Raw genomic sequence first — 24,612 nt, 5'->3', positions numbered from 1 at the left:
TACTTACACAATTTTCTTACGAAAATATATATTTTTTATTTGTGCCATATATTGCTAAATTTCCCAAATTTTTACTAGCAGGTTCATAGCAAGGGTCTAATGCCCAAGCAGCCCTGAAGTGTTTCATAGCCAATTCATGGTTTCCTCTTATTTCCATCAAAATACCTAACAAATTGTGAGGAACTGGACTATGTGGATATTCTTTCATTTTATCTTTTACCAATTCTAAACATTCGTCAAGGTTTCCCAAATCAATTTTTAATTTTATTAAGGAACAAAAATCATTCAAACAATTATTAAAATCACATTTAGTTAAATTCATAATTTCCTTCATACTTATCTCCCAAAACTATATTTAAAATTTCTCAGGGTTAATCAGTGCATAAAACAAATAGCATAAAACCCCTAAAATAACAATTAATAATAGTAACATATAAACCTCCACAATAATTAATTACTTGTAATTTTTTTATCTATCCAATGGACAAATAATTTTAATATTAAAAATGAAATGATAATTATAGCTATCATAATAAGGTCTAACATTAATCATTCCTCCTATTCTCTAACTATATGTGTAATATACCAACTTTTACCTTAAAATAGTTTTAAAATATACACCATAGACATTAAAATTGTATTAAAATTCACTGATTTTGCCTTTTTTTTAATATATATAGTAAAATAAAATCAGAAATAAATAAATAAGGATAATTTTATGGAAAAAAAAGGTGAATTGACAATCTTCTTCGGATACTGTGCAGGTGTCGGCAAGACATACAATATGCTAGAAGTTGCCCACGAAAAGTACCTAGAAGGCATAGATGTGGTTGTTGGTTATGTAGAACTTCATGATAGAAAAGATACTCTAGCATTAATGAATGGTCTAGATATAATAGACTATAAAAAAATAAACTATAAAGATCATATTTTTAATGAACTGGATATAGATAAGGCCCTAGATAGAAAACCTGACATCATATTAGTAGATGAGCTTGCCCATACCAATGCACCAGGCAGTAGACATAAAAAAAGATACCAAGATGTAGAGGAATTGCTTAGAGCAGGCATTGATGTATACACAACATTAAATGTCCAACACCTAGAGAGCCTTCATGATATAGTAGAATCAATTACTAATATAAAAGTAAATGAACGTATACCTGATTATGTTTTTGATAATGCTGACCATATAAAAATAATAGATATTGAAGTAGAACAATTAATTGAAAGATTAAAAGAAGGAAAAATATATAATTATTCCCAGTCTAAAAAAGCCCTAGATAATTTTTTTACTATAGATAATCTTATCTCGCTTAGGGAAATAGCTTTAAGAAGATATGCTGATAAAATAAATTTATATACTGACGAAAAAAATAAACCATTTTTAAAAGAACATATACTAGTGTGTCTTGGCCCATCACCTACTAACCAAAAAGTAATCAGAACTGCTTATAGGATGGCTAACTCTTTCCATGCAGAGTTTAGTGCCCTATATGTAGAAACATCTGAAAGCAAAAATTTTTCTAATACAGAAAAAAATAACTTACAAAAAAATATAGACTTGGCTAAACATCTAAAAGCTAATATCGTTTCTTCTTATGGTGATGATATATCATTTCAAATTAGCCAATATGCAAAACTTAGTGGAGTATCAAAGCTTGTCTTGGGAAGATCCTCACAGAAAATATCATTTTTGAATAAAACAACTATAATTGATGAGATTACTAAGGATGCTCCAAATCTTGATATATTCATAATCCCTGATGCTAACAGTGAGTATAAGAAAAAAAATATAAGGCTAGATGAATTTGTGCATTTTGATAGAGAAGATCTGATAGTAACTTTGCTCATACTGTTAGCTACAACTGTACTATCTTATGCCTTATTTATTTTTGATTTTAATACAACTAACATAGTTTTGCTTTATACTCTATCATCCTGCATAGTTGGATACACAACAAAACACCCTATATACAATATGCTTGCTCTCTTGCTAAATATATTTATTATAGATTTTATATTTATACCACCCTATTATTCTTTGAGGATTTACTCAAAAGAGTATCTGATGATATTTATAATAATGATCATAGTTTCTTTTTTCATTAGCCTAATGCAAAATAGACTAAAAAAGGAAAATATACTAACAACTCAGCAGTCACACAGCTTAGAGGTTCTGCTTCAAACAAGCCAGAGATTGCAGCTAAGCAAAAACTATGATGAAGTAATGTATGAAACCTGCTATCAACTACATAAGCTCCTAAACAAGGTAATAATATTTTATCCTGTTTTCAAAAGCTCACTTTTGTCGCCAATAATTTATAACCCAAAAAACGTCGCAAATATGAAAGAAATATATTTGCAAGACTCCGAGAAAACTGTAGCAAAATGGGTATTTTTAAATAATGATAGTGCTGGTGCAGGCACAAATACTCTAACTAATGCTAATGGCTTATATTTTGCCATTAGAAAAAATAGTGCAGTCTATGGCGTTGTCGGCATAGATATGTCAGATAAAAGTATCGGTAGTCAATTGTCAGTAAATGATAAATCTCTGCTTATAGCCATGCTAAACGAGATCGCTCTGGCAATTGATTCATTGGAAAATAAGTCTTGCTATATAAACCTTAATAAAAATTAATATTATAACTTCATAATTTTTCTATTGAATACTTTGCTATATTATGGGGGTATTTTTATGTCCGAACTAATGAACAAATAATAAAGTATTAAGATCATTTCATTATCAATATATAAATGGGCAAATCAAAACTACCAGCTCAGCTGGTAGTTTTGATTATAATATAAAAAGAGGTATGCAATGGTTATTTTAAAGAAGATTTCATTTTCAAATGAGGAAGTTGTTTATGAGTATTACCCGGAAGGGAAAACTGAATTTCTGGGTGTAATCGTCGCAGATTTAAAAGAAAGAAAAGTTTTCCTTAAAGAAAGCTCGGAAAAGGATTTCTATAGAGAAATAATTGGATCAGAACTTAATGATACGAGGTATAGTATTAATAAGATGTGAGTTGAAAATGGCGAAGAGCCGTATACTGAAGAATTGTACATTTGTAATCCTGATAAAGATTATGGTGGTTATGTATATGCAGAAAAAGCTCTATCTAAACTTGAAGAATTTCTTGAAACTAATAATTACAAAGATTAATGTATAGTTGCTTGGTATTAGCAAAAATTATGTTACTAAATTTTTATAGATTTTTAAAATTTTAATTCAAAAGAATGTAAAGAAAAATCTATAGATATGAGTGGAGATTCAGCCATTCAAATATTTTATCACAAGTATATTTGTGATAAAATACTAGACAAGAATACTTTATCTTAATATAGAGAAAGCAATGGAGGAAATTATGATTGAAAAAATTATTGACGACAATGAAAATATATTGTGGCGAGGAAAGCCCAATGCTTTTCTTTATATTGTAGGCAAGCCAAGCATTTATTTAATTGCATTAATTTGGGGGATTTTTGACTTCTTTTTTATATCTATTTTTTTTAGAGAATTTAGCTTTATGAATGGATTTTTTATAATTTTCTTTATAATTCATCTTTTTCCTGTTTGGTTTGCAATTTTAATGCCCATCTATAGGGTTTTAAATTATGGAACAATTGAATATGCAATTACAGATAAGAGAGTTTACATCAGCCAAGGCATTTTTGGAAGAGATGTAAATAATTATGAGCACAGAGAGCTTACAAATTTGAAAGTAGATGTAAATTTTATGGAAAACATCAAGGGACTTGGCACAATTATCCTAGTTTATAATGGCGAAGGTGGTAATTCATCTTACAGCTTTAAGACTGACGCAGATAAATTTATTTCCATAAAAGATCCCTACGATGTCTACAAACTTCTTAAAAAAGTATCTCTCGATGTTGCAACAGACCAAGCCTATCCAAACGCCTATAGACCAAAAGAGAATGAAGGCTACAACACAAAATATAAAAGATAACTTAAAATGCAACAAAAATGTCACTGAGAAAATTTTCATGTCAGAATTTTTATCGGTGACTTCTGATTAATGAGGGAAATTTCTGTAATATTTTATTTTAATAGAGCCTTCTTTGCCTTAATTTTTAATAAATAAGAATAAATAATAAGTTATAAGAAAGAGTTGACAGGTGATGCATATCCTATGTTACCTTCTAAATATTCTTTTACTATTTTTTGTTTGAATTCTAAATTGTATTTTGACATTAAAAGACCGCAGCATGAAGCTACGGTCTAATTTTTTGTCCAAATGTAAACCACTTGGAACTATTATTCTATTTATTCTTTTTTACAAATGTTCCCATTTTAATCCCAGTTACAGTTTTTGATCTTCTGTAACTGTTGATTTTACAAAGTTTTTAATTTTTCAGGTTAATTTGTGAGGAAAAATGGATGAAATAGACGAAGTACAAAAAAGCCCGCAGTGAGGCGTACCTTAGTACGCCGCAACGAGGGCTTTTTGAAACGAGTCTAGTTCGCCATTTTTACCACAAATTTATTCCCATTCTTCTTTTCCAAACGTCCGATATATCCCAAACCATTCAAAATACTAGGTTCTATTTTTTCTAATATAACTAAATCCACCTAATTATAGGACGTTTTCAGATTTTTAGTCCCGTCCCAGTCCCAGTACCGGAGAAAGATTGTTTTAATATAATATCTGTTAATCTTGTTTATCCAGTTTTCAAATTAATCTCACTTCGAATTTACTTCATTTTTACTTTTTGCTTTGTGGGTTTAAATCTAAATATATTACTTGGTAATTATCCAGCCTATGGATATAAGACAAAATATCTACAGAACCTAAAGCAAGGAGATTTTGTTAAAATATTTGGAAAAGTAAAAACAAATATTGATAATAACGGGAAAGAACATAAAAATGTTCGTATTCTGTCTTCTAAGATATTAAAAGCAAAAGAACAAGTAAGGAGTCAAGGCAAGGATAAAAAGTCCATATTAGGGCAAATAAATAGCTTTAAGGCAGAGGACAAATTTAAGTAGTGATACAGAAAAATATTTTAAAGCTATTTCAGGATACGACACATGTGGAGACGGTGGTGTTATTGTCAAGAAAATATAATAACAAGTTATAAAAGTGTTGAAATAGGTGCTTTTAGGATTTTAAAAGAAATCAGTTCTATAATAAATTAAAAATCGTGTTGGTAGAAAAATCGTCTACTTCTACCAACACGATTTTACAAAGAGCCAGTACTTACATCTCTTTTTCTCCTATAAAACTATTGTATCTTGATACTTTAAGGAGTTTCAATTATTCGATCTGTTAATTGTCATTTTTTCGGATCTAATCTTAATAAAATAGCATTAATGGCGACGATGACTGTTGACACAGACATTAGGATTGCTCCTAATGCAGGGCTTAATGTGATACCAATAGGAGCCAAAATTCCTGCAGCTAGAGGGATAGCTATAAAGTTATAGCCGGCTCCCCAAAAGAGATTTTGTTTCATTTTACGAGTTGTTTTGTGTGCTAATTCAATGAATGATTCAATATCTCCTGGATCAGATTGAGTCAAGATAACATCAGCTGAATCCAATGCCACTTGAGTTCCTGCACCTATAGCTATACCAACGTCTGCTAAGGCAAGAGAAGGGGCATCATTGACACCGTCACCTACCATGATAACTTTTTTTCCTTCATCTTTAAGTGTTTTTACTAACTCATATTTGTCTTGTGGAGATTGATTTGATCTATATTCAATCTCTAAATCTTCTGCCGCGCCTTGAGCCGCTTTTTCATTATCACCTGTTGCCATAATTGGCTCTATATTGTTATTTTTAAGAGCTTCTATTAACTCTTTACTGGTTTCTTTTAATTCATCCCCCAAAGCTACAGCACCAATGGCATCATCGTTTTCTACTAAGACACTGAGAGTTGCTCCTTTTGGAATATCCATATCTAGATTACGTCCGTATGCTTTTTGACTGATTAATTGGTATTGGTGCCCATTGGCTTTACCTTCTACGCCAGCACCGGAAATTACATCAATAGAATCAAAGGATACTGGACTTATACCTTCTTGGTCGGCGAAGCTTATAATTGATTGAGCAATAGGGTGACTAGACCCTCCTTCAATACCTGCCAATAGTGAAATGATTTCTTCTTTCGTATATTTTTCATTAAGAAGTTTTACATCTAATACTTTAAACTCACCTGTTGTTAAAGTACCTGTCTTATCTAAAATCATCACATCTGCATCTTGAGCTATTTCTAAAGATTCTCGGTCTTTTACTAGTAAGCCACGACTTGCCCCTAAGCTTGTGCTACGAGCGGTGACCAATGGAATAGCTAGACCCAAAGCGTGAGGACAAGCTATAACTAATGTTGTGATAGCAAATTTTACTGCCGTTGGGATGTCCGCTATAAGCGTCCATACTACAAAAGCTATTAGTGCGACAATGACCGCAATATAGAAGAGCCACCCTGCAACCTTTTGAGCAATATTTTCTGCTCTGGATGGCTGACTTTGAGCTTGGCTGATTAAATTCTGAACTTGAGAGATGAAGGATTGATCACCTGTCTCATTCACTTTAATATAAAGAACCCCTTCTCCATTTGTTGAGCCTCCGATTACTTCATCGCCAGGACCTTTTTTAACTGCTTTTGATTCTCCAGTCAAAAGAGCTTCATTTACACGTGATTCGCCACGCTCGATAGTTCCGTCTGCTGGCACATTTTCTCCAGCTTGAACTCGAATTAAATCACCTACCTTTAAGTCAGCAACTGGTCGTGTTTCTACTGAATCGTCATCTAATACTACATGAGCATCTTTTGGTACTAGCTTAGCCAGTTCTTCTTGTGCATCTCCTGCTTCTCCAATAGCTTTCATCTCAATCCAGTGACCTAATAACATGATTAATAGTAATGAAGCAAATTCAAAGAAAAAATCCATAATTTGTTCACCTGTTACGTAGCTTGCTATTACAGTATAAATACTATATAAATATGAAACACTTAAACCTAAAGAAACGAGAGCCATCATTCCAGGTTCTTTTTGTTTAAATTCGTCAACTGCACCTTGATAGAATGGGCGTCCACCATAAATAATTAATATAGTAGATAAAATAGCTACTACAATATCAGAATATGGAAAAGTAAACTGGAATGGTAGGTCAAACCCAGCCATAGGGGATAAGAGCATAATAATGATTCCTAGTGGCAATGATTTTAAGAAAAGTTCCTTAAAGTTACCGTGATGATGGTGGTCATGCCCACCGTGCCCGCTATGATCATGCCCATTATGCCCGCTGTGGTTATGACCAGCATGATGGTCGTGATGTTGATTCTTATGGTCTCCATGTTCTTCCGTGCTTACGTGATCATGTTTTGAATGATCCATGTCACCATGATTATGGTGACTGTGGGATAAATGTTTGTTGTTATTGTTCATTTTAAATTCCTCCTTATGCTTAATGATGATGTAAATGACATTCGCATTGTCCTTCTGGACAATTGCAATCCACTTCTTCTACTGCGAAAGATTTTTTCATCTCTAATATTCTTTCTAATCGATCTATATCATCGAAGCTTAAGACATGATCTTCAATGATGCTTCCTATTACATTTCCGACTTTCTTATTGCAAATACGGTTAAAAATATCTTCTGCATAATCCCTTACCGCTTCTTTCTCCTCAATATTGGCAGTGTAAATAAACTTTCTACCTTCTTGCTCTGTATTTAGTACGCCTTTTTCAACTAATCGACCTAAAATCGTTTTGATAGTGGATTGTGTCCAGTCCATTTTTTCTTGCAATACGGAAATGACTTTTTTACTGGTTACTCGATCATTTGCCCAAACTACACGCATGACTTCCCATTCTGCATCTGTGATATAAGTATTAAATTCTATTGTGCTCATTCTCCTTTCCACCTCGTCGTTTACAGATGTAAACAAATATGCTCAAAATAAGTTTACTATTGTAAACGAATTATGTCAAGTCTTTTTAATAAATGTAAGCAACGCTTATAGCTTTTTATCTCTCCATTTCTATCCCATAATAATTTTCATAGTTTTTCCTATATTGAACAAGGTCAGAAATTTGTTCTTTATTTAAATAATACTCTTGCATAAAGGCTCATTGAATTAGGGATTTTAGAAAACTGATTTAGAGAGTCTTTAGGTGGCAAGTAGAAAGGCTATGAGTTTAATGCTCATAGCCGTTTTTGCGGGTCTGTAAATAATTTTGTGTATCAACCTAAATCCTGATATAAGGGTAAGGGTTGATACATTTTTTATGTATCAATATTTGTCCATTCCTATATGACTGGACAAATATTGATAATTTGGATAAGATTTGATCCCAGCCTCGTATTCTATATGTCCATATGATGTTCTAACTGTTTTTTTACTAGTACCGTTTCTTGTATTTAAGGATAGTGGTTTTTCTCCATATTCATAGTGTAAATGCTAATCTAATTCTGCTTTTAAAAGTTCTTCCATTGTATCGCCTAGAAGATCTTTTAGAGCTTCTTGAATATCTTGTGCGCTTTGAGGCTGATATTCTTCAATTAACATTTTTGCTTCTTTTTGTTTCTGGTCTTTTTTGGGCATAAAAATTCCTCCTGATTAGTTTTTACTTACCCTAATCAGGAGGTTTCTATACACAAAATTTTACACAGTCTCCGCCATGGTTATTTTTTTCTTTATTTATATTCTCTTTTGTTCATTGAACAACAATCTAATCTTTCATTTCCAAAAGATTTTTTATTTTCTTCTGCTAGATTTTTCAAGAATTTTTTCCATCTATTTTTTATTGATTCAAAGATTTTCATATTTTACCTCCTCGGGTAATTATTTGTAAATTTTCTACAATAATGTTTATACCAGAAAAAAATTATTTTTTCAATTTTTTATCTCTCCACTTCCTTCCCATAATAATTTTTATAGTTTTTCCTATACTGAACAAGGTCAGAAAATTGTTCTTTATTCAGAGAATACTCTTGCATAAGGGTATTCTTTTTTGTAATTACCATACTAATCACCAGAACTTTATTTTGATTTATTAAGAAGTAGGGAATGGATCTGCCATATTTCTTTTGATAATTTTTCTATTTCTTTATTCATTGAATCAATTTCATTTTTGTATATAACACCAGTTGTATTAGTAGCCTTTGCAATCTGATTTATATTATTTGTTGCATTTGAAAGTAACCATTTGAGATGTCAAAATAAATTAATCCTAATAATATGTACGCAAAAAGACCGTAGCTTGAAACTACGGTCTAATTTTTTATCCAAATGTATACCACTTGGAACTATTATTCAATTTATTCTTCTTAACAAATGTTCCCATTTTAATCCCAGTTACAGTTTTTCATCTTCTGTAACTATTGATTTTACAAGATTTTGCTAATGTCCTCTCAGAAACTTTCAGTTTCTTCGCTTAGTTTTGTGCTAGCCCGTCTGGCTATGGGAAGACCCACCACGCGAAGCCCTAACCCTATTTCGTTAGAAATAGCTGGTAGGCCTGGTGCAGTGGCTGAGTGGTCTCGAAAATAACCGATGCTGTTTGACGCCTTACTTTTATCTTTATCTTTGACTGTTATATCCTCTCGAGACCTTTGGTCTCTCGCTTAGTTTTCCGGACTCAGCTTTGCTTCGTCTCGAAAATGACCGATGCATATGCATCGGTCACCCTAAATTCAAGATAATTTGTGAGGAAAAATGGATGAAATAGACGAAGTACAAAAAAGCCCGCAGTGAGGCGTACCTTAGTACGCCGCAACGAGAGCTTTTTGAAACGAGTCTAGTTCGCCATTTTTACCACAAATTTATTCCCATTCTTCTTTTCCAAACGTCCGATATATACCAAACAATTCAAAATACTAGATTCTATTTTTTAGAGTATTACCAAATCCATATAATTATAGGACGTTTTCAAATTTTTAGTCCCATCCCAGTCCCAGTACCGGAAAAATATCAATCTTGTATATATCCTGATTCATTACAATATTTTTCAACTTCTTTTTTGAAACTCTTTAATTTATCTTTAAATCCTGTATGTGCTGATATTAAGTTGCTTACACTCATTTCATTACAAATAAGCAGCTCATTTATTGATAAGTTAAATGACTGAATCATTTGCTCAACTATTATATCTTTAGGGTCATCATATCCTTCAAATTCCCCTTTACAAAAACTCAATAGCACTTTTCCATACCAATTTCTAATAGGACGATACATATGTTTGTGAATATTTTTAATTGAGGTAAATATACTATTTACCTTGATTTCAAAGCTTTCCTCATTAAGAATGTAAAACTTACCTGAAGCATGTGCCATGTCATTTCTTGTATCTACAAGATCAGAAATTATAGAAATTTGTGAATTGTCAAGCTCAATGATTTTAAACAACTTAGAAATATCTTTCTCCGGCATTAGGCTATATACAAAAATAGAATCTGCATCCTCAATTTTAAAATCATTTTCTCTTCCATTATAAGGACGTGCAAAAACAATAGCATCCTTGTACCTATCAACTTCAATTTGAGCAATTTTCCAAGCTGTACAATAAACATAGGTCATAAACAATAGATGCATCCCAAAATAAGCAAACTGATATTGCTCATATTTGTAATTTACTGCAACAACATTTGTTATATTATTAATGTAATTAATGATATCCTCTTCATCATCAGGTTCAATTGGGAGATAAGCTATTATATCCTGTAAGTACGAAACGTCTACGTAATTCAGTTCTTCTATCATATTTATTCTCCCCATACTTTATTAATTACAGTATCTATTTTGTGTTCAAAAATTTCTATTACTTTTTTTGCCGGTTTAACAAAAGATTCTTCTTCATTAATTTTCAATAAAATTCTTTTCTGTTCATTCAATGATGGCAACTCTACTTTGATTTTTCCAAAATTAAATTTTGAAATCTCTTTAAATGTAGCTCCACTTGCTAGAAATTCAATTTCTTCTGTTTTTTCTTTTAATAATAATGCTAAAAACTCTGGTATAACAACATCCGGTTTCTTTATTATAACATTTTTAAATCCTTGATTGGTTGCCAAAGGATGCTTAACTATACCAACTCGACCTATTGTCGCTCTTGTAGATACAACAATCGCTCCAACTGGGAGCATTTTAGCACTTGAATTATCCAAACCTTTTTTTGTAATTGTTCGTACAGATTTATCAATGGTAGTCACATACTCTTCTTGTGGCAAATCAGCTAGTGTTATCCAAGAGATATCTCCACCCCAATAGTCTGGATTTTTTGTGCTAGGTGTCCCTCCTGACATAATTTCAAATAGCTCTGAATCATTCAACGAAGTTGAAACAACAGTTTCATATGATGGTAACTTCGGCAAATAATTGTTCACAATCTTCTTAGCTCCAACAATCATTTCCTGATATCGATTAAGCTCATCGATGATTTTTAGCTGATAATCCAGTCTAGGTAGGGGTAACACTAAGTTTCCCAAATCTTCAAAAGTAATATTAGAAATATTTGTAGTCGTTTTAGCCACAGCTCTAAAATATTTTTTTGCCTCGATAGAATTTAAAATATGGAATAAATACATTGGATGGACTTTTTGATAGTTTACCCTTATCACTCCCATAAATGCACCAAATGTAGCATCTTTATAATTCTCATCGACATATGTTACCCTTCCGACTAACTCTAAGCTATTTGCTAAAGAAATTAAAATATCTCCTTTGAAAACCATTTTATCTGGTTTTGCATAGGATTTTTCAATATAAACTACTTTTTTAAAATCTATTCCATCTGCCTGTGCTGCTCTAGTTGTAATTACATTTAACAAATCATCAGCTTGATCTTTCTGAGCTTTTTTAGGGAATGAAATACCCCTAATAAAAGTGGCAATATTTCCTAATTTTACCATTTCATGAGATTTGCTTTTTTTAACTGTATGAGTTCTATATCTACTGCCAACAAGAATATTTGAGTTTTTATATACCTTATCAAGTGGAATAACTTCAAATCCCACCTTTAGCATATCTTCTACTTGATCATCATCTAATTTTCGATATTCCTCATACTTACTTAAATCACTTGGGGTATCAAGTTTTCTCCTATGATTATCTAATGAATATCCATCACTTTTTACGTCAAAGTACCAAAAATCTTTTCGTTTTTCAGAAGATGAAATCTTTCTATTCACCTTTGTTGCATAAATAATATCTGTCTTAACTCCAGTATATGGCAAAAACACTCCTTGCGGAAGTGATATAACACTTTGCAGCTGACAATTTTCTAACAAATATTCTCTTGTTTTAGTTAAATCTTTGCGAAATAAAAATCCTTCTGGAACAACAAGTGCAATTCTTCCATTTTCAGAAGCACTATCAACAGCCTTAATACAGTGTTGAACACAAATGCTATCTCCATTATTACTTGGCAAATCATAAAGATTACCATATTTAGTTTTTTGAGAGTATGGCATATTTGCCAATACAATATCATATCCTTTATGATGCTCTTCTCCTTTTTCGTCTATATATGTCGATTTACCATCAATTGGATTTGCTAGACTATCCTTCATTTTAATATTACTATGACCATCTCCTGCAAGAATCATATTCATTTTAGTTATTCGAGCAGTATTAGTAATTTCATTCCCGTATACTGTCTTCTCTCTCAACATCTTCAAATTGGCATCTGTTCTTGCCATATTATTATAGATATGCCTAAAACTCTCAATCAAAAATCCTCCTGTACCACAAAACGGATCATAAATAGTTTCACCTATTTGAGGATTAACCAAACGTACCATTGTTTTTACAATATGCCTTGGAGTAAAATATTCACCCAAATCATTTTTGGTAGATGTTGAAGCTTTAAGAAAATATTCAAATGCATCCCCTTTAACATCACTATCAACATCGGTAAGCGTTAATGGATCCAATTTATCCATAATTTCTTTTAGAATGCTCGTATCTCGTATTTGAAGAGGCGTAAATATATCTGTTTCATAAAGGTTATTTAATTTTTCATATACCGTCTTATTTATATATTCTATACGTGTTGAAATCGGAATGTTTTTTATACTATCCCAACTACATGCATTATCAAAATTTGTTTTTATACCACCTTCTCTTTTAATTTGCTCACTTTCACTGATAAGTTTTAAGAAAAGTATATTTGCAAACTCCCCAAAGCGTTCAATACCAGCACGTAAGCCTTCACCTCTAAGCATATTATTTGCTTCATCAAAAATTCTAATAAGTTCCTTTCTGTCATACTGAACCTTAGGACTTACAGTATTAACCTCGTATGTAGATAAATAACGTATCGCAAGAGCTTCACGAATAAATTCATCAACTTCTTCACCATTTAATATTGGTGCACGATTTGCAACAGTATGGAATGCTTTACAAAATACTCCATCTGTTGCAAATACTAATGGTGCGTCTAACGCTCTCGCATAACCAATACCTTGTTCTAATGCAGTATCAATACGTGTTCCTTTTTTCTTAGCCTCAATAACGATTATCGGCTTATCACTATCCTTAGAATATAAAACATAATCCGGATGCTTTCCATCTAGCTTTTTTCTCTCTGATTCTGTTCTAGGTTGTTCAAAAAATACATTCTTATCTTTTCCTTCAAATTTCCAACCAAGATTTTCGAGGTTTCTATCAATAAGCACTCTTGTTTCTGCCTCTAATGGCATTGTATTTGTGTTCATTTTATCGCCTCCTCATTCTTCATTTTATTAATCTCTTCATTTGCAATATCAGTTAATATATACTTCCCTCTTGAGCTAAGCTGATTCAAATACCCATTTTCCTTTAGTTCTCTCACTATATTATTTACTTTTGTTTTCGTAAAACCTAATATATCTGCTATCTCTTGCTGAGATAATTTAACTATTGATTCATCATTAACTTGAATTTGTCTCTGTTCCATACATTCAAGGACTTTAAATTTATCATTAACAAAAAAATTTGATATCATAGCTGCCTCCACTCTTATTGGTATAACTATTATACCAAATAAGTCTAATATTTTCGATATATCAGTTTTGATTTAGAAGTTTTATTCCTACTGAAATTTATTTAATATAAATTTAAATCTTTAATTACTTGATGTTCTCCAGCAATAACGAATGTATATCCCATATTTCTTTTGCTAAATTTTCTATTTCTTTGTTCATTGATTCAATTTCATTCTTATAAATAACACCAGTTGTATTAGTTGCTTTTGCAATCTGATTTATATTATTTGTTGCATTTGAAAGTAGCCATTGGAGATCTCTAAATGGTTCTAGGTCTACAATATAAATTTCTTTTTCTAATACGCATTTCCTAAGAAAATTGGACATTGTTTTGCAATTTGCAAGTTTCATTTTCTTTTCAAATATTTCTTTTTCTTCGTCTGTTAAATATATTTTAAGTTGGTTCTTTCTTGTTCTATTATCCATATTTTTCTCCTTTGCTCATATCTTTTGGGGTCTTAGGGTTCTCCCTAACAAGGTAAAAATCGTAAAATTATATAGCCTTATAAGCTATTGATTTTTTGATTTTTTCGTAAGTGGGTACTCACTTACTGTGCTTGCTACTACTAACAAGTCATTAATTTGATTTCCCATAATTTTTCAAATAGGAATTAATAAGTGTAACTGTAACTTATAAAATAAAAACTTCCAAAATTAGGCGAGCTTGTTTTAAGAGTCTATATCAACACCTTATTATCAAGCCATTAATTTATGTAATCCTAATTTAAGAAGATTTATAACGATTAGTTACAGGTTACAAAGTTACATTTGTATCTTTACTTGATTTGCTGTATCTATTTCTGATTGATTTTCTTTTTGCCATTCTTCTGGCAATAAATTCTTGTCAATTTCTATAAAGTCAGTTTCGTTTTCTGTTTTCTTTTCATAATATAGTTTTACTGGAATTGAGACTCCACTTGGTGATATTCTCTGGGTCTTTGATGATCTAACTGGAATCCATTCTTGAAAATAATTATCCATAATCTCTGAAAAAGATTTTGATTTTATTTGGTAGCCTTGCATGGTTAATTCTTTAAAACAAGTTATATTAGGATCTGCACTTTTCGGCTTATATTCTTCTAAGAAATACCTAATGTCTTCCACATCTGGGTTTAGATATTTAAACTTTTCTTGTTCTTTATACAAGTCTTTTAAAAGATGTTTTGGTATAGTCCATGCATGAGTCTTGTTTTTAAAGATTTCATATCCCAAGGCTAGAGCCTGATTAAAATCTTCTCTTATACGAGACATATATTCTTTATCCGAGAGTTTTTCATTGTTATCTTTATCTGGATATATAGTCCTTATTCTTTGATTCGGGTTACATTCAACGGGTAAATATCTTCTTTCTCCAGTATGGTCATTAAGAAAAGTTCTTTCATTTAATGTACCTATGAAGATACAAGTTCTAGGCACATCTGTGGCATATTTTTCGTAGGGTATTCTTATCCTATCGCTTAATTTTGATAAAAAAGATTTAGCTTCATTAGCCGATTTTGCATTTCTTAAAGCAACAAATTCTTCGATTTCAACGACAGTTTTACCCATAAGGTTCATGACGGCATCCTTACCTTGAATGTTTTCTATTGTACAAAACCAATCATCTGTTATGGACAAGTATCTTGCAAAAGTCGATTTACCTATACCTTGCCCACCAACTAAAACAATCATTTCATCAAACTTAGAACCGGGATTAAAAATTCTTTTTATCATGCCCAATATCATATGTTCCATTATCCAATTGTTAAGCTCTGTATCATCTGCTCCCAAATACTTTGGTAAAAGTTTTCTAATGGCATTTTTATCTCCATTCCATTTTAAATTTTGAAGATATTGCTTTGGCGGACTCACTTCATATTGGTGAGCTACAAAACGAATAGCTTCCCACATTTTATTGGAATTATAATTAATTCCAAAGTGTTTTTATATCTCTAAGCCCAGTCTATTGTTTAAAGAATCATCCCAAAGTCGTATTTGATTTTCCTTTATATTTCTTTCTCCGATGATTTTTCCCTGGAATTTTATTTCATTGGTAAATTTATCAAAGAATATTTGTCCATCAATGATTTTTTGATTTTGACAATATTTGGGATTTAAAATAGCTGTTACAATATTTCCAGTAATTTGTCTAACCGTCCCCTTATCCGTAGTTTGTAAGTCTAAAAAGGCGTAAGTCTGATCTATTTCTGGGAATTTTAATTTAATATCTGTCATAAGCCTTACTCCTCTTCTTTTTACAAGCATCTAATCTCTTTATTGTTTTATATTTATTCTCCATTTTATCCTCCTGTCTGGTATAAATAAGACTCCTGTGGTAAAATGAACTTATCTAGAGAACACTTCTCACAGGAGTGTATGCCTTTACTCTTTGTAGTAGGGGCTTTTTTCTTTTTTGATTTCTTCATATATTTGTAAAATATAGATTAAAATATCAGCTTCATCGTCATTGAGTTTGCCGTACTTTTTAATAACTTTTGCTAGTTGAAATATTTCCTTGGCTATATTGTCAGAAAGTCTGTAATCACTTACTAACTTAACCTGGTGATTTAATAGCATTTGTAGAAAATAATCTTGTTTTTTAAGTCCGCTTATTGCAATTTTTTTGTTTATTAGATCATATTCTTCTTCAGATACTCTGAAATTTTAAATGCGATTTCTTTTTCTATTTTTCTCTTTATTTCTAGTTTTTTTAGAAATATCACCTAATGAATGTCTTCTAAACATCTTTATCATCCTCTTCTAATAAATCTTTCCAGTCATTTGCCTTATTATTTCTTACTTGCGTTAAAGACAGAGCCATTTCTTTTTGCTTGCTAGGGAAAAGATGAGCATACCTATAGGTGATGTCAATCGATTCATGTCCAACCCTATCAGCTATTGCAGTTGCAGAAAATCCAAGTTCAATCAAGAGAGAAACGTGAGAATGTCTTAAATCATGTATTCTAATTCTTTTTACTTGAGATTTCTTAGATCCCCTATCCATTTCATGGTGCAGGTAGCTCTTAGAGAAATTAAATATTAAGTCTTTTGGTTTTAACTTATAAAAACTATCTATATATTCTTTGATTTCATCAGTTAAAAATTCAGGCATAACTATTGTCCTGATACTTTTTTTAGTCTTAGGAGCAGTTATTACATTTTTCCCATCAATCCTTTGTAAAGATTCATCAATTTTTAATGTATGCCTTTCAAAATCAAATTTCTCTTTTGTTAAGGCTAATAATTCTCCCATTCTAAGACCACACCAATACAAAAGTTCAAAAGCATAGAATGATTCAGGTTTATCTTTAATAGCTTCTATAAATCTTTCATATTCATCTTGAGTCCAAAAGAGCATTTCATCAGCTTCTTTCTCTCCCATAGAACCAACATCACGAGCAACATTAGTTTTTAAATTGTAGTACCCACAAGCATGATTTAGGATACTAGATAACTGAGCATGAATAGTTCTCAAATAAGTAGGAGAGTACTTTTTCCCATTCTTATCCTTAATCTTCATAAGCTCATTTTGCCATTGAATGATGGTTACATTATTAATCTCATTAAGCATTAAATCACCAATATAGGGAAGTATTTTTTGATTTACAATTGCTTCTTTTGTCCTCCAAGTATTTTCTCTTATTCTTGGTTTTCTATCTCTCTTATAAAGTTCAAAAAACTCCCTAAAGCTCATCTCAATCGATTCAGAATGTTGATTTAAAAATTCTTGTTCCCATTTTAATGCTTCTTTTTTTGTTAAAAATCCACGTTTTTTCTTAGTTAATTTTTCTCCTTTCCAGTTGGTGTAATTAAATTTACAAAACCAAGTCTTGTTCCCGCTTTCATCTCTAAATGCTGGCACTTTAAACCTCCTTTGCATTTGTTGGTTTATAGCAATACTTTTCCATAAAGTATTCTCTATTTACCTTTCCTCTTTGCACACGATAACCTAATTTAAGTAGATCTTGATTCATATCGTTTATTATCTGATATGCTGTTGTTCTGCTTACATCAAGAAATTCTTGTACATCTTTTGCATTCATAAAAATACCTTTCATAATGTCCTCCTTTTATAGTTTGTAAGGTTCTACATCCTCAAAAAAGGCGAGCATTAATTTATATGTCTTACAATTTTCGTTCAATATCGAACGGTATGTATATATAATAACAGTTCATATTTGTTCTGTCAAGTTTTTTCTATTTATTTTTTTCTAAAATATTCAGATACTTGCAACTATTTACAACAGAACAGTTTTGTTGAGCTTTTGTTCGTTTTGTGATAAAATATTTATAGTTATTATGAAATAAGGAGGAATTAGTTTGATTTCTGGAGAAAAATTAAAAAAGTTAAGACTTATGCGAAACTTAACTCAAAAAGAACTTGCCATTAAGTCTGGTTTGACAGATGCTGCCATAAGAAATTATGAACTTGGAAATAGATCTCCAAGTAAAGAACAATTACAAAAAATATCTGAAGCACTTGATTGTGACATATCAGCATTAATTAATCATGAACCTAATTCTATTTTTGAAATAATGCATATAATATTTGATTATGAAAAAGACATGAAGTTTAGACCGTTGGCAGGCGATGGAGAGATCACTGGACTTTTATCAAATGATGTAGACTTCAATAATTTTCTTATAGAATGGAATGAGATGAGAAAAAAGCATTACAACGATGAGATAACAGACGAGGAATTTGAAGATTGGAAGTTATCTTATCCTAAAAAATCAAGATTTTTAAAATAAAATATGTACGCAAAAAGACCGCAGCTTTTAACTACGGTCTAATTTTTTGTCCAAATGTAAACCACTTGGAACTATTATTCAATTTATTCTTTTTAACAAATGTTCCCATTTTAATCCCAGTTACAGTTTTTAATCTTCTGTAATCGTTGAATTTACTACTTTTTTATTATTGTCCCCTCAGAAACATTCAGTTTCTTCGCTTAGTTTTATGCTAGCTCGTATGGATTTTGGAAGACCAACTACTGAGTAGTCTCAAAAATGACCGAGTCCAGGATCACGGAAGCACCTCTTAGCATCGGTCACCCTAAAATCTCAGAATAATTTATTAGGAAAAAATAAATTAAACGTACGAAGCTCGAACCTCCGAATTGAGTTTTTTTTAATAAGTTTATTTCGACATTTTTACTACCTTTATTACAAATTGCTCCCATTCCATATGTCCATTGATACCGTTTTATATAAATGCCGTAAAACAATGTTTTTATTATCGATTTTAGCCTTATTATCGATCTAATTGCTATTTATCTAATATTTTGTAATAATATTACAAGCACAAATTCTATTTCATCAATGACTAATTTAATCCTATCGCAAGCAACAATTTCCTTTTAATCACCTATCTTAAAGTTTTCATATTATCAATCATCTAGTATGACCTTACAATATTCTTCTATAACAACATCTTCCGCTTTTCGTTTAATATTACGAAGATTATTGTGCCCCGTTAACGAATTTAATGCATTCTCAATGTTATTTACTTCTATTTTGACAGAAGTGTTTTTATATATGTTATTAATCAATTCTTCAGCGACATCATTAATAAACTTTCTTTTTTCATCAACAGAAAGTTCTATAAACCTATATACCATGTCAAATCTAGATTTTAACGGATTTGGTATTAATTCAATATATCTTGTTTTTGACATATTTGATGTAAACACAATGATATATCCATCTAAATTATGTTCTATTCCATGTCGATCAGTAAATTTACCATCCTCAAGCAATTCATAAAAAAAGTGAAATACACTAGGAGTTGCCTTTTCAAATTCGTCAATTAAAATTATTTTAGAGTTTGACAATTTCATTTTATTAATCAGTTCGCCACCTTCTTCACTACCAATATACCCTAATGGGGAGCCTATTAAACTATTTAGTACACCTTCATTTGAGTAATTTCCAAAATTTATTTTTATAAGTGACTGATTGGGATACATAATCTCTGAAAGAATTTTGGCAAATTCCGTTTTTCCTATGCCTGATTCTCCTGTTAAGAAAACAGAAAAAATTTTACGTTGTTTGAGTTTGTTTAATAAGGCAAATTTTTTAAGGTTAAAACTAAAATCTTTTTTAAAATCTTCATGACCTTTTAACTGAACATCAATATTTTCAATTATTTCTTGTAAGCTACCATATGGAAATACTCTCGTTTCACAAATGTTTGTATCATTTTCAATAGATTGTGAAAATAAGTTTTTCTTATATTCGAAAGAAAAGGGGAAATATTTTTTTATTTCATCTTCCATGTCTTCAATAATTAAAAATTGAATCTCCCTATTTCTATTCTGAATTTGCCTTAAAATTATCTCAAAATTCAAAATCAAATCTTTTCTTAATGCCAAAGTGTGTACTAGTTCAGTAATGTCTATGTAACGAATATCTTTGTTAATAAGAACATCCTCAATTTCATCAATGTTAAATTTATAGTTAATATTTTCTGCTCCTGAAAATAAACTTCCAATCGATATAATTTGATATTTTTGATTCATATCTTCAACTATTGATTTTTTATATAGTAGCAAAGAAATAGGACTGACAATTATCTCATTTATAGTAATATCTTCTTCTTTACAATCCTCGCTTACTACAGAATATTCCTCATTTATTTCATCAAACACATAAGGGAACTTATCTAATATTGAATCCTTATTTGAACTATTTATCAAAAATTCTACACTTTTAAAACGCTCAATTAATCTATACAAATATCTTTCAATAAATATTCTATAATATCCATTATCAAGAGCTAATGATGTAATATCAATCATGCACTTATTAATAAAATCATCGTCTAAATCGTCAATTTCATCTAAATTTTGTGCTAAATTAAAAATCAGAGCAATACTAACAAAATTTCGAGAAGAAAACTTAATTTTTAAATCATTAATTTTTTCATGATTATATACATATAACCTTTTATTCATTTTTGGTCTCTCCATTTATTCTTAACTCCTGAATAATTGCGATCACATCAATTAAATGCATCTTTTCATTAAGTTTATTGGGTTCAAAATTGAAAGGAGATATTTCTGCCTCCTCATTAATATAACTATCTTTCATAATATCATCATTCCATCTACTACTAAGATCTTTTTTATAAGAATCAGACATTATCTCTAAGAACTTTGATGAAACACTTTCTTTTTTTGAAAAATCTATCTCTCCCCTATAGATTCCCACTATACTTAGTTTTCCTAGCTGTAAATCATTATGTTGATATCCGTTTTCAAAATTATCATTTGCGCTATAAGGTATTTGAATAAGGCATTTCATGTTTTTACAATCATCGGAAATTTTCTGTTCGAATTGATAATCTATTGTAAAATCGTCCAATATTTTCTGCATCATTTTATTCATATCTATCTCGATATTTTCATCACCTTGATTTCTCAGTTTACTATCCTTCAATACATTCAAAATCATAACTGTATCATCAATGTTTATTCTTCTTAATTCTACATCTCTAAAAAGTATCAGTTGCCCTGATACTATACTTGTTTCTCTATTACTACTTTGTTTTGCAACTTCATACAACTTTCTCAGCAATATTGATTTTGTCGTCTTTACATCAAAATTCTCATAAACACGTTTCTTATAGTTATTTTCTTTTTGTATTGAAGTTTCACCAGATAACATAGCTGTCCTCGACGCTAAAGATGAAGTAGTTTTAAGTAATTCTTCCGAAAACTGCTCCTTCTCAACCATTTTCATTATTTTATTATCAATGAGCATAGCAATTTCATGTACCTTAGAAGTATTTACATAAAACAGATTAAATAAATCTTGCATAGGAGATTTAGTAAGTAATTGTAGATTATAATTTTTATCTACGTAATATTTAGAGATTAGTAAATTAATAAATGAGATTAACGTAAGAAAAGTTAATATCATTGAATTATTTTTCATGTATAATTGATTAAAAAACCTTATATTTACAAGCACACATAAAATTAAAAATGTGATTATAGTCGTAATAATATTCATTTTATTCGATATACTAAATCTAAGTATATTATTGATAATAGTAACCAGAATAAAAACTAAAATAGGAATAAAGAAAAAGATTTTACTTTTATTGTAAAAAACTAGTACTTCGTACATACATAAATATATAAATAAATATATACTCGACAAACATATAATATGTACAACATTTTTCAGACATTTAAACTTCGAAATCCCTCTCATATTCTAAAAAATCTCTCCAATCTTAAATTCTATATACTCACATATCAATCATTAAATTTCAATTTATCTGTAATCTATCTTTCTTTTCTTGACAGAACATAAATGCAATTTTATTTTCTGGATATGTTTCAAATCACATGCTTAAATTATTGAAATATTGAGGTGTGAAGTCTGTTATATTTTTCTATAAATTTTTTCTCATATCGAATTTTTATCTGCTCTGATGTCATATCTTTACAGGTTGTTCCGATTCGCATTGTACATCCAGTAGAGGAGAATCCATAATTCTTTTGACAATAAATATGATGATGACCTTTATTTATATGAATTACTATTAGAGTTTTTCCTTCATCAAATTTTAATTCTGAACTGATTTCATCTTGTGGGTTCGGTTCTATTTTAGTTGTTATAACATCAGATATTTTTCTAAGAATTTCATCAACTTTATCCACACCAACTACAACACCATCATCTTTTACTCCTATAATAATTGATCCTCCTGCACTATTAAGGAAAGATACTATTTCCTTTGTAATCGTATCTGTGTATTTTTCTTTTAATTCAATTGTTTCTGATTCGATATATCGGCTCATTGTAGTCCTCCTCAATTATAATTATTATATCATATTTACGACAGTACAAGAATTCAAACCGACATTTTATTGTCGCATTATTTATTTGTTTGCTAAGTTATATAAAATATGTACGCAAAAAGACCGCAGTTTGAAACTACGGTCTAATTTTTTGTTCAAATGTAAACCACTTGAAACTATTATTCAATTTATTCTTTTTAACAAATGTTCCCATTTTAATCCCAGTTACAGTTTTTAATCTTATGCAACTATTGATTTTACAAGATTTTTTGTTTTTTTGCTACTATTCCCACTCGATTGTTCCTGGTGGTTTGCTGGTTATATCATATACTATCCTGCCTACTCCTGCTACTTCGTTTATCATTCTGTTTGATAAAGTTTGTAGGAGGTCGTATGGGAGGTTGGCGGCTTCTACTGTCATGGCGTCGGTGGATGTGACGGCTCTGATTGCTACTACGTTGTCGTAGCTTCTGGCGTCGCCTTTTACTCCTACGGTTTTGATTGGGGTCCAGACTGTGAAGTATTGCCAAATGTCTTCATTTAGGCCAAAGTTTTTGACTTCTTCTCTTAGGATGGCGTCGGTTTCTCTGACTATCCTTAGTTTATCTTCGGTGATATCGCCCATGACTCTGATGCCGAGGCCTGGTCCTGGGAATGGTTGACGCCATACCATGTCGTGTGGGATGCCGATGGCTTCGCCTACTGCCCTTACTTCGTCTTTGAAAAGCATTCTTAGTGGTTCTACTAGGCCTTTGAAGTCCATGTCTTCTGGTAGGCCGCCTACGTTGTGGTGGCTTTTGATGACGCTTGCCTTGTCTTTGCCTGATTCTATGACGTCTGGATAAATTGTGCCTTGAACTAGGTAGGAAGCTCCGCCGATTTTGTGGGCTTCTTCTTCGAAGACTTCGACAAAGTGGTTGCCGATGATTTTTCTCTTTGTTTCTGGATCTGACACTCCTTTTAGGAGGTCTAAGAATTCCTTAGACTTGTCTACCATTTTGACATTTAGGCCAAGATTTTTGTAGGTTTCCATTACAGATTTGGCTTCATCTTTTCTTAGAAGACCGTGGTCTACAAAGATACATTGGAGGTTATCTCCTATGGCCTTTGAGACAATTGTTGCTGCAACTGAGCTATCTACACCGCCTGATAGGCCGCAAATCATCTTTTCGCCAGCGTATTTTTCTTTGATTTCTGCTATGATTTCTGTAGCAAAGTCTGCCATTTTCCAGGTTTTTTCTGCCTGGCAAATGTTTAAAACGAAATTTTCTAGAATTTCCCTGCCGTATTCAGAGTGGACTACTTCTGGGTGGAATTGAACTGAATAAATATTCTTTTCAGTATTTTCCATGGCTGCCACTTCTGTGTTAGCTGTTTTTGCAATTGCCTTAAAGCCTTCAGCTATGTTTGCTACCCTATCTTTGTGATTCATCCAGATTATGGATTTTTCTGGGATATTTTTAAATAATTCTGATTTATTATCTACAATTAATTCTGTCTTGCCATATTCTGCAAGCTTTGGAGTTTCAACAGATCCACCATATAATTGGTTTATAAATTGGTGACCGTAGCAGATTCCTAAAACTGGCACGCCTAGGTCAAAGATTTTTTCATCTGCCCTTAGGCTGTTGGCGTTGTTTACAGATTGAGGACCACCTGTTAGGATGATGCCTGCAAGATTATTTAGGTCAAGGTCATTTAAATCAGTGTCGCAGTCGTGGATTTCTGCAAAAACGCCCATTTCCCTGACACGTCTTACTATTAATTGGTCGGTTTGGCCGCCAAAATTTAATACTAGGATTTTTTCTTTTGCCAT

Annotated in this window: 22 protein-coding genes and 5 pseudogenes; 5 read left to right on the top strand and 22 right to left on the bottom strand. The window is 31.2% G+C overall.

The window, feature by feature from the left end:
• Window positions 1-16 precede the first annotated feature (16 nt).
• Window positions 17-334 (bottom strand): hypothetical protein, encoded by a 318-nt coding sequence (locus tag AC1EJ5_RS08540; protein ID WP_223417951.1) that lies wholly within the window; start codon window positions 332-334, stop codon window positions 17-19.
• 21 nt (window positions 335-355) lie between these two features.
• Window positions 356-433, bottom strand: a complete 78-nt coding sequence (gene kdpF, locus AC1EJ5_RS08535; protein WP_099321785.1) for a K(+)-transporting ATPase subunit F — start codon at window positions 431-433, stop codon at window positions 356-358.
• Between the two features lie 285 nt (window positions 434-718).
• Here kdpF and AC1EJ5_RS08530 point away from each other — a divergent pair, with 285 nt between their 5' ends.
• The 4 genes and pseudogenes from AC1EJ5_RS08530 to AC1EJ5_RS08515 all read left to right on the top strand — a co-directional run.
• Entirely contained in the window at window positions 719-2,644 is a 1,926-nt protein-coding gene (locus AC1EJ5_RS08530; RefSeq protein WP_479815689.1) for a sensor histidine kinase, read from the top strand.
• A 180-nt stretch (window positions 2,645-2,824) separates the two neighbouring features.
• Window positions 2,825-3,031 (top strand): hypothetical protein, encoded by a 207-nt coding sequence (locus AC1EJ5_RS08525; protein ID WP_479815688.1) that lies wholly within the window; start codon window positions 2,825-2,827, stop codon window positions 3,029-3,031.
• A 340-nt stretch (window positions 3,032-3,371) separates the two neighbouring features.
• Window positions 3,372-3,974: a PH domain-containing protein gene (locus AC1EJ5_RS08520; RefSeq protein ID WP_209773206.1), complete on the top strand. Its 603-nt coding sequence runs from the start codon at window positions 3,372-3,374 to the stop codon at window positions 3,972-3,974.
• Window positions 3,975-4,774: 800 nt separating this feature from the next.
• Window positions 4,775-5,014 (top strand): annotated as a pseudogene (locus AC1EJ5_RS08515) (DNA-binding protein); the annotation flags it as partial.
• 287 nt (window positions 5,015-5,301) lie between these two features.
• Here AC1EJ5_RS08515 and AC1EJ5_RS08510 read toward each other — a convergent pair.
• From AC1EJ5_RS08510 to AC1EJ5_RS08435, 16 genes and pseudogenes are all read right to left on the bottom strand, one after another.
• Window positions 5,302-7,422: a heavy metal translocating P-type ATPase gene (locus AC1EJ5_RS08510; protein ID WP_479815687.1), complete on the bottom strand. Its 2,121-nt coding sequence runs from the start codon at window positions 7,420-7,422 to the stop codon at window positions 5,302-5,304.
• A 19-nt stretch (window positions 7,423-7,441) separates the two neighbouring features.
• The gene (locus AC1EJ5_RS08505; protein WP_479815686.1) at window positions 7,442-7,891 is read right to left on the bottom strand and encodes a CopY/TcrY family copper transport repressor; all 450 of its coding nucleotides are present in this window, start codon (window positions 7,889-7,891) and stop codon (window positions 7,442-7,444) included.
• Between the two features lie 115 nt (window positions 7,892-8,006).
• Window positions 8,007-8,102 (bottom strand): annotated as a pseudogene (locus AC1EJ5_RS08500) (relaxase); the annotation flags it as partial.
• Between the two features lie 338 nt (window positions 8,103-8,440).
• Complete coding sequence (locus AC1EJ5_RS08495) at window positions 8,441-8,584, bottom strand: hypothetical protein (RefSeq protein ID WP_165803532.1); 144 nt, start codon at window positions 8,582-8,584, stop codon at window positions 8,441-8,443.
• A gap of 92 nt (window positions 8,585-8,676) precedes the next feature.
• Complete coding sequence (locus AC1EJ5_RS08490) at window positions 8,677-8,805, bottom strand: LDCC motif putative metal-binding protein (RefSeq protein WP_008901864.1); 129 nt, start codon at window positions 8,803-8,805, stop codon at window positions 8,677-8,679.
• Between the two features lie 78 nt (window positions 8,806-8,883).
• Window positions 8,884-8,994 (bottom strand): annotated as a pseudogene (locus AC1EJ5_RS08485) (relaxase); the annotation flags it as partial.
• Between the two features lie 28 nt (window positions 8,995-9,022).
• Window positions 9,023-9,196, bottom strand: a pseudogene (gene mobC / locus AC1EJ5_RS08480) (plasmid mobilization relaxosome protein MobC); the annotation flags it as partial.
• Window positions 9,197-9,952: 756 nt separating this feature from the next.
• A complete protein-coding gene (locus AC1EJ5_RS08475; protein ID WP_479815685.1) occupies window positions 9,953-10,741 on the bottom strand; it encodes a hypothetical protein in 789 nt (262 codons plus the stop codon).
• A gap of 2 nt (window positions 10,742-10,743) precedes the next feature.
• The gene (locus tag AC1EJ5_RS08470) at window positions 10,744-13,695 is read right to left on the bottom strand and encodes an N-6 DNA methylase (RefSeq protein ID WP_479815684.1); all 2,952 of its coding nucleotides are present in this window, start codon (window positions 13,693-13,695) and stop codon (window positions 10,744-10,746) included.
• Window positions 13,692-13,964 (bottom strand): helix-turn-helix domain-containing protein, encoded by a 273-nt coding sequence (locus tag AC1EJ5_RS08465; RefSeq protein WP_348938828.1) that lies wholly within the window; start codon window positions 13,962-13,964, stop codon window positions 13,692-13,694. The genes AC1EJ5_RS08470 and AC1EJ5_RS08465 overlap by 4 nt, the downstream gene beginning before the upstream one ends.
• 124 nt (window positions 13,965-14,088) lie before the next feature.
• Window positions 14,089-14,430 (bottom strand): plasmid mobilization protein, encoded by a 342-nt coding sequence (locus tag AC1EJ5_RS08460; RefSeq protein ID WP_479815683.1) that lies wholly within the window; start codon window positions 14,428-14,430, stop codon window positions 14,089-14,091.
• Between the two features lie 336 nt (window positions 14,431-14,766).
• Complete coding sequence (locus AC1EJ5_RS08455) at window positions 14,767-15,894, bottom strand: virulence-associated E family protein (protein WP_263285014.1); 1,128 nt, start codon at window positions 15,892-15,894, stop codon at window positions 14,767-14,769.
• 33 nt (window positions 15,895-15,927) lie between these two features.
• On the bottom strand, window positions 15,928-16,218 hold the full coding sequence (locus AC1EJ5_RS08450) for a hypothetical protein (protein ID WP_479815682.1): 291 nt from the start codon (window positions 16,216-16,218) through the stop codon (window positions 15,928-15,930).
• 147 nt (window positions 16,219-16,365) lie between these two features.
• Window positions 16,366-16,635, bottom strand: a pseudogene (locus AC1EJ5_RS08445) (plasmid mobilization protein); the annotation flags it as partial.
• 85 nt (window positions 16,636-16,720) lie between these two features.
• Window positions 16,721-17,845, bottom strand: coding sequence for a site-specific integrase (locus tag AC1EJ5_RS08440; protein WP_479815681.1), 1,125 nt, complete (start codon window positions 17,843-17,845; stop codon window positions 16,721-16,723).
• 1 nt (window position 17,846) lies between these two features.
• Window positions 17,847-18,041, bottom strand: a complete 195-nt coding sequence (locus AC1EJ5_RS08435) for a hypothetical protein (protein ID WP_002839721.1) — start codon at window positions 18,039-18,041, stop codon at window positions 17,847-17,849.
• Between the two features lie 262 nt (window positions 18,042-18,303).
• On the opposite strand from AC1EJ5_RS08435, the gene AC1EJ5_RS08430 reads away from it, so the two are divergent.
• A complete protein-coding gene (locus tag AC1EJ5_RS08430; protein ID WP_002839745.1) occupies window positions 18,304-18,735 on the top strand; it encodes a helix-turn-helix domain-containing protein in 432 nt (143 codons plus the stop codon).
• Between the two features lie 638 nt (window positions 18,736-19,373).
• Here the strand turns inward: AC1EJ5_RS08430 and AC1EJ5_RS08425 are convergent.
• From AC1EJ5_RS08425 to guaA, 4 genes are all read right to left on the bottom strand, one after another.
• Entirely contained in the window at window positions 19,374-20,939 is a 1,566-nt protein-coding gene (locus AC1EJ5_RS08425; protein ID WP_479815680.1) for an AAA family ATPase, read from the bottom strand.
• On the bottom strand, window positions 20,932-21,747 hold the full coding sequence (locus tag AC1EJ5_RS08420) for a hypothetical protein (protein ID WP_223417976.1): 816 nt from the start codon (window positions 21,745-21,747) through the stop codon (window positions 20,932-20,934). Before AC1EJ5_RS08420 ends, AC1EJ5_RS08425 begins: the two co-directional genes overlap by 8 nt.
• 602 nt (window positions 21,748-22,349) lie before the next feature.
• Entirely contained in the window at window positions 22,350-22,796 is a 447-nt protein-coding gene (locus AC1EJ5_RS08415; RefSeq protein WP_223417977.1) for an AlbA family DNA-binding domain-containing protein, read from the bottom strand.
• A gap of 283 nt (window positions 22,797-23,079) precedes the next feature.
• Window positions 23,080-24,612 (bottom strand): glutamine-hydrolyzing GMP synthase, encoded by a 1,533-nt coding sequence (gene guaA / locus AC1EJ5_RS08410; RefSeq protein ID WP_223417978.1) that lies wholly within the window; start codon window positions 24,610-24,612, stop codon window positions 23,080-23,082.

The organism is Anaerococcus sp. C0059F3 (genome assembly GCF_056590475.1).
Note: the sequence above shows the minus strand (reverse complement) of the source record. Positions and strands in the feature narration are given on the sequence as shown.

Excerpts from the sequence above, each read along its gene's own strand:
- AC1EJ5_RS08540 (WP_223417951.1), bottom strand. The coding sequence starts at position 334 with ATGAAGGAAATTATGAATTTAACTAAATGTGATTTTAATAATTGTTTG.
- kdpF (WP_099321785.1), bottom strand. The coding sequence starts at position 433 with ATGTTACTATTATTAATTGTTATTTTAGGGGTTTTATGCTATTTGTTT.
- AC1EJ5_RS08530 (WP_479815689.1), top strand. The coding sequence starts at position 719 with ATGGAAAAAAAAGGTGAATTGACAATCTTCTTCGGATACTGTGCAGGT.
- AC1EJ5_RS08525 (WP_479815688.1), top strand. The coding sequence starts at position 2,825 with ATGGTTATTTTAAAGAAGATTTCATTTTCAAATGAGGAAGTTGTTTAT.
- AC1EJ5_RS08520 (WP_209773206.1), top strand. The coding sequence starts at position 3,372 with ATGATTGAAAAAATTATTGACGACAATGAAAATATATTGTGGCGAGGA.
- AC1EJ5_RS08510 (WP_479815687.1), bottom strand. The coding sequence starts at position 7,422 with ATGAACAATAACAACAAACATTTATCCCACAGTCACCATAATCATGGT.
- AC1EJ5_RS08505 (WP_479815686.1), bottom strand. The coding sequence starts at position 7,891 with ATGAGCACAATAGAATTTAATACTTATATCACAGATGCAGAATGGGAA.
- AC1EJ5_RS08495 (WP_165803532.1), bottom strand. The coding sequence starts at position 8,584 with ATGCCCAAAAAAGACCAGAAACAAAAAGAAGCAAAAATGTTAATTGAA.
- AC1EJ5_RS08490 (WP_008901864.1), bottom strand. The coding sequence starts at position 8,805 with ATGAAAATCTTTGAATCAATAAAAAATAGATGGAAAAAATTCTTGAAA.
- AC1EJ5_RS08475 (WP_479815685.1), bottom strand. The coding sequence starts at position 10,741 with ATGATAGAAGAACTGAATTACGTAGACGTTTCGTACTTACAGGATATA.
- AC1EJ5_RS08470 (WP_479815684.1), bottom strand. The coding sequence starts at position 13,695 with ATGAACACAAATACAATGCCATTAGAGGCAGAAACAAGAGTGCTTATT.
- AC1EJ5_RS08465 (WP_348938828.1), bottom strand. The coding sequence starts at position 13,964 with ATGATATCAAATTTTTTTGTTAATGATAAATTTAAAGTCCTTGAATGT.
- AC1EJ5_RS08460 (WP_479815683.1), bottom strand. The coding sequence starts at position 14,430 with ATGGATAATAGAACAAGAAAGAACCAACTTAAAATATATTTAACAGAC.
- AC1EJ5_RS08455 (WP_263285014.1), bottom strand. The coding sequence starts at position 15,894 with ATGTGGGAAGCTATTCGTTTTGTAGCTCACCAATATGAAGTGAGTCCG.
- AC1EJ5_RS08450 (WP_479815682.1), bottom strand. The coding sequence starts at position 16,218 with ATGACAGATATTAAATTAAAATTCCCAGAAATAGATCAGACTTACGCC.
- AC1EJ5_RS08435 (WP_002839721.1), bottom strand. The coding sequence starts at position 18,041 with ATGAAAGGTATTTTTATGAATGCAAAAGATGTACAAGAATTTCTTGAT.
- AC1EJ5_RS08425 (WP_479815680.1), bottom strand. The coding sequence starts at position 20,939 with ATGAATAAAAGGTTATATGTATATAATCATGAAAAAATTAATGATTTA.
- AC1EJ5_RS08420 (WP_223417976.1), bottom strand. The coding sequence starts at position 21,747 with ATGCTCATTGATAATAAAATAATGAAAATGGTTGAGAAGGAGCAGTTT.
- AC1EJ5_RS08415 (WP_223417977.1), bottom strand. The coding sequence starts at position 22,796 with ATGAGCCGATATATCGAATCAGAAACAATTGAATTAAAAGAAAAATAC.
- guaA (WP_223417978.1), bottom strand. The coding sequence starts at position 24,612 with ATGGCAAAAGAAAAAATCCTAGTATTAAATTTTGGCGGCCAAACCGAC.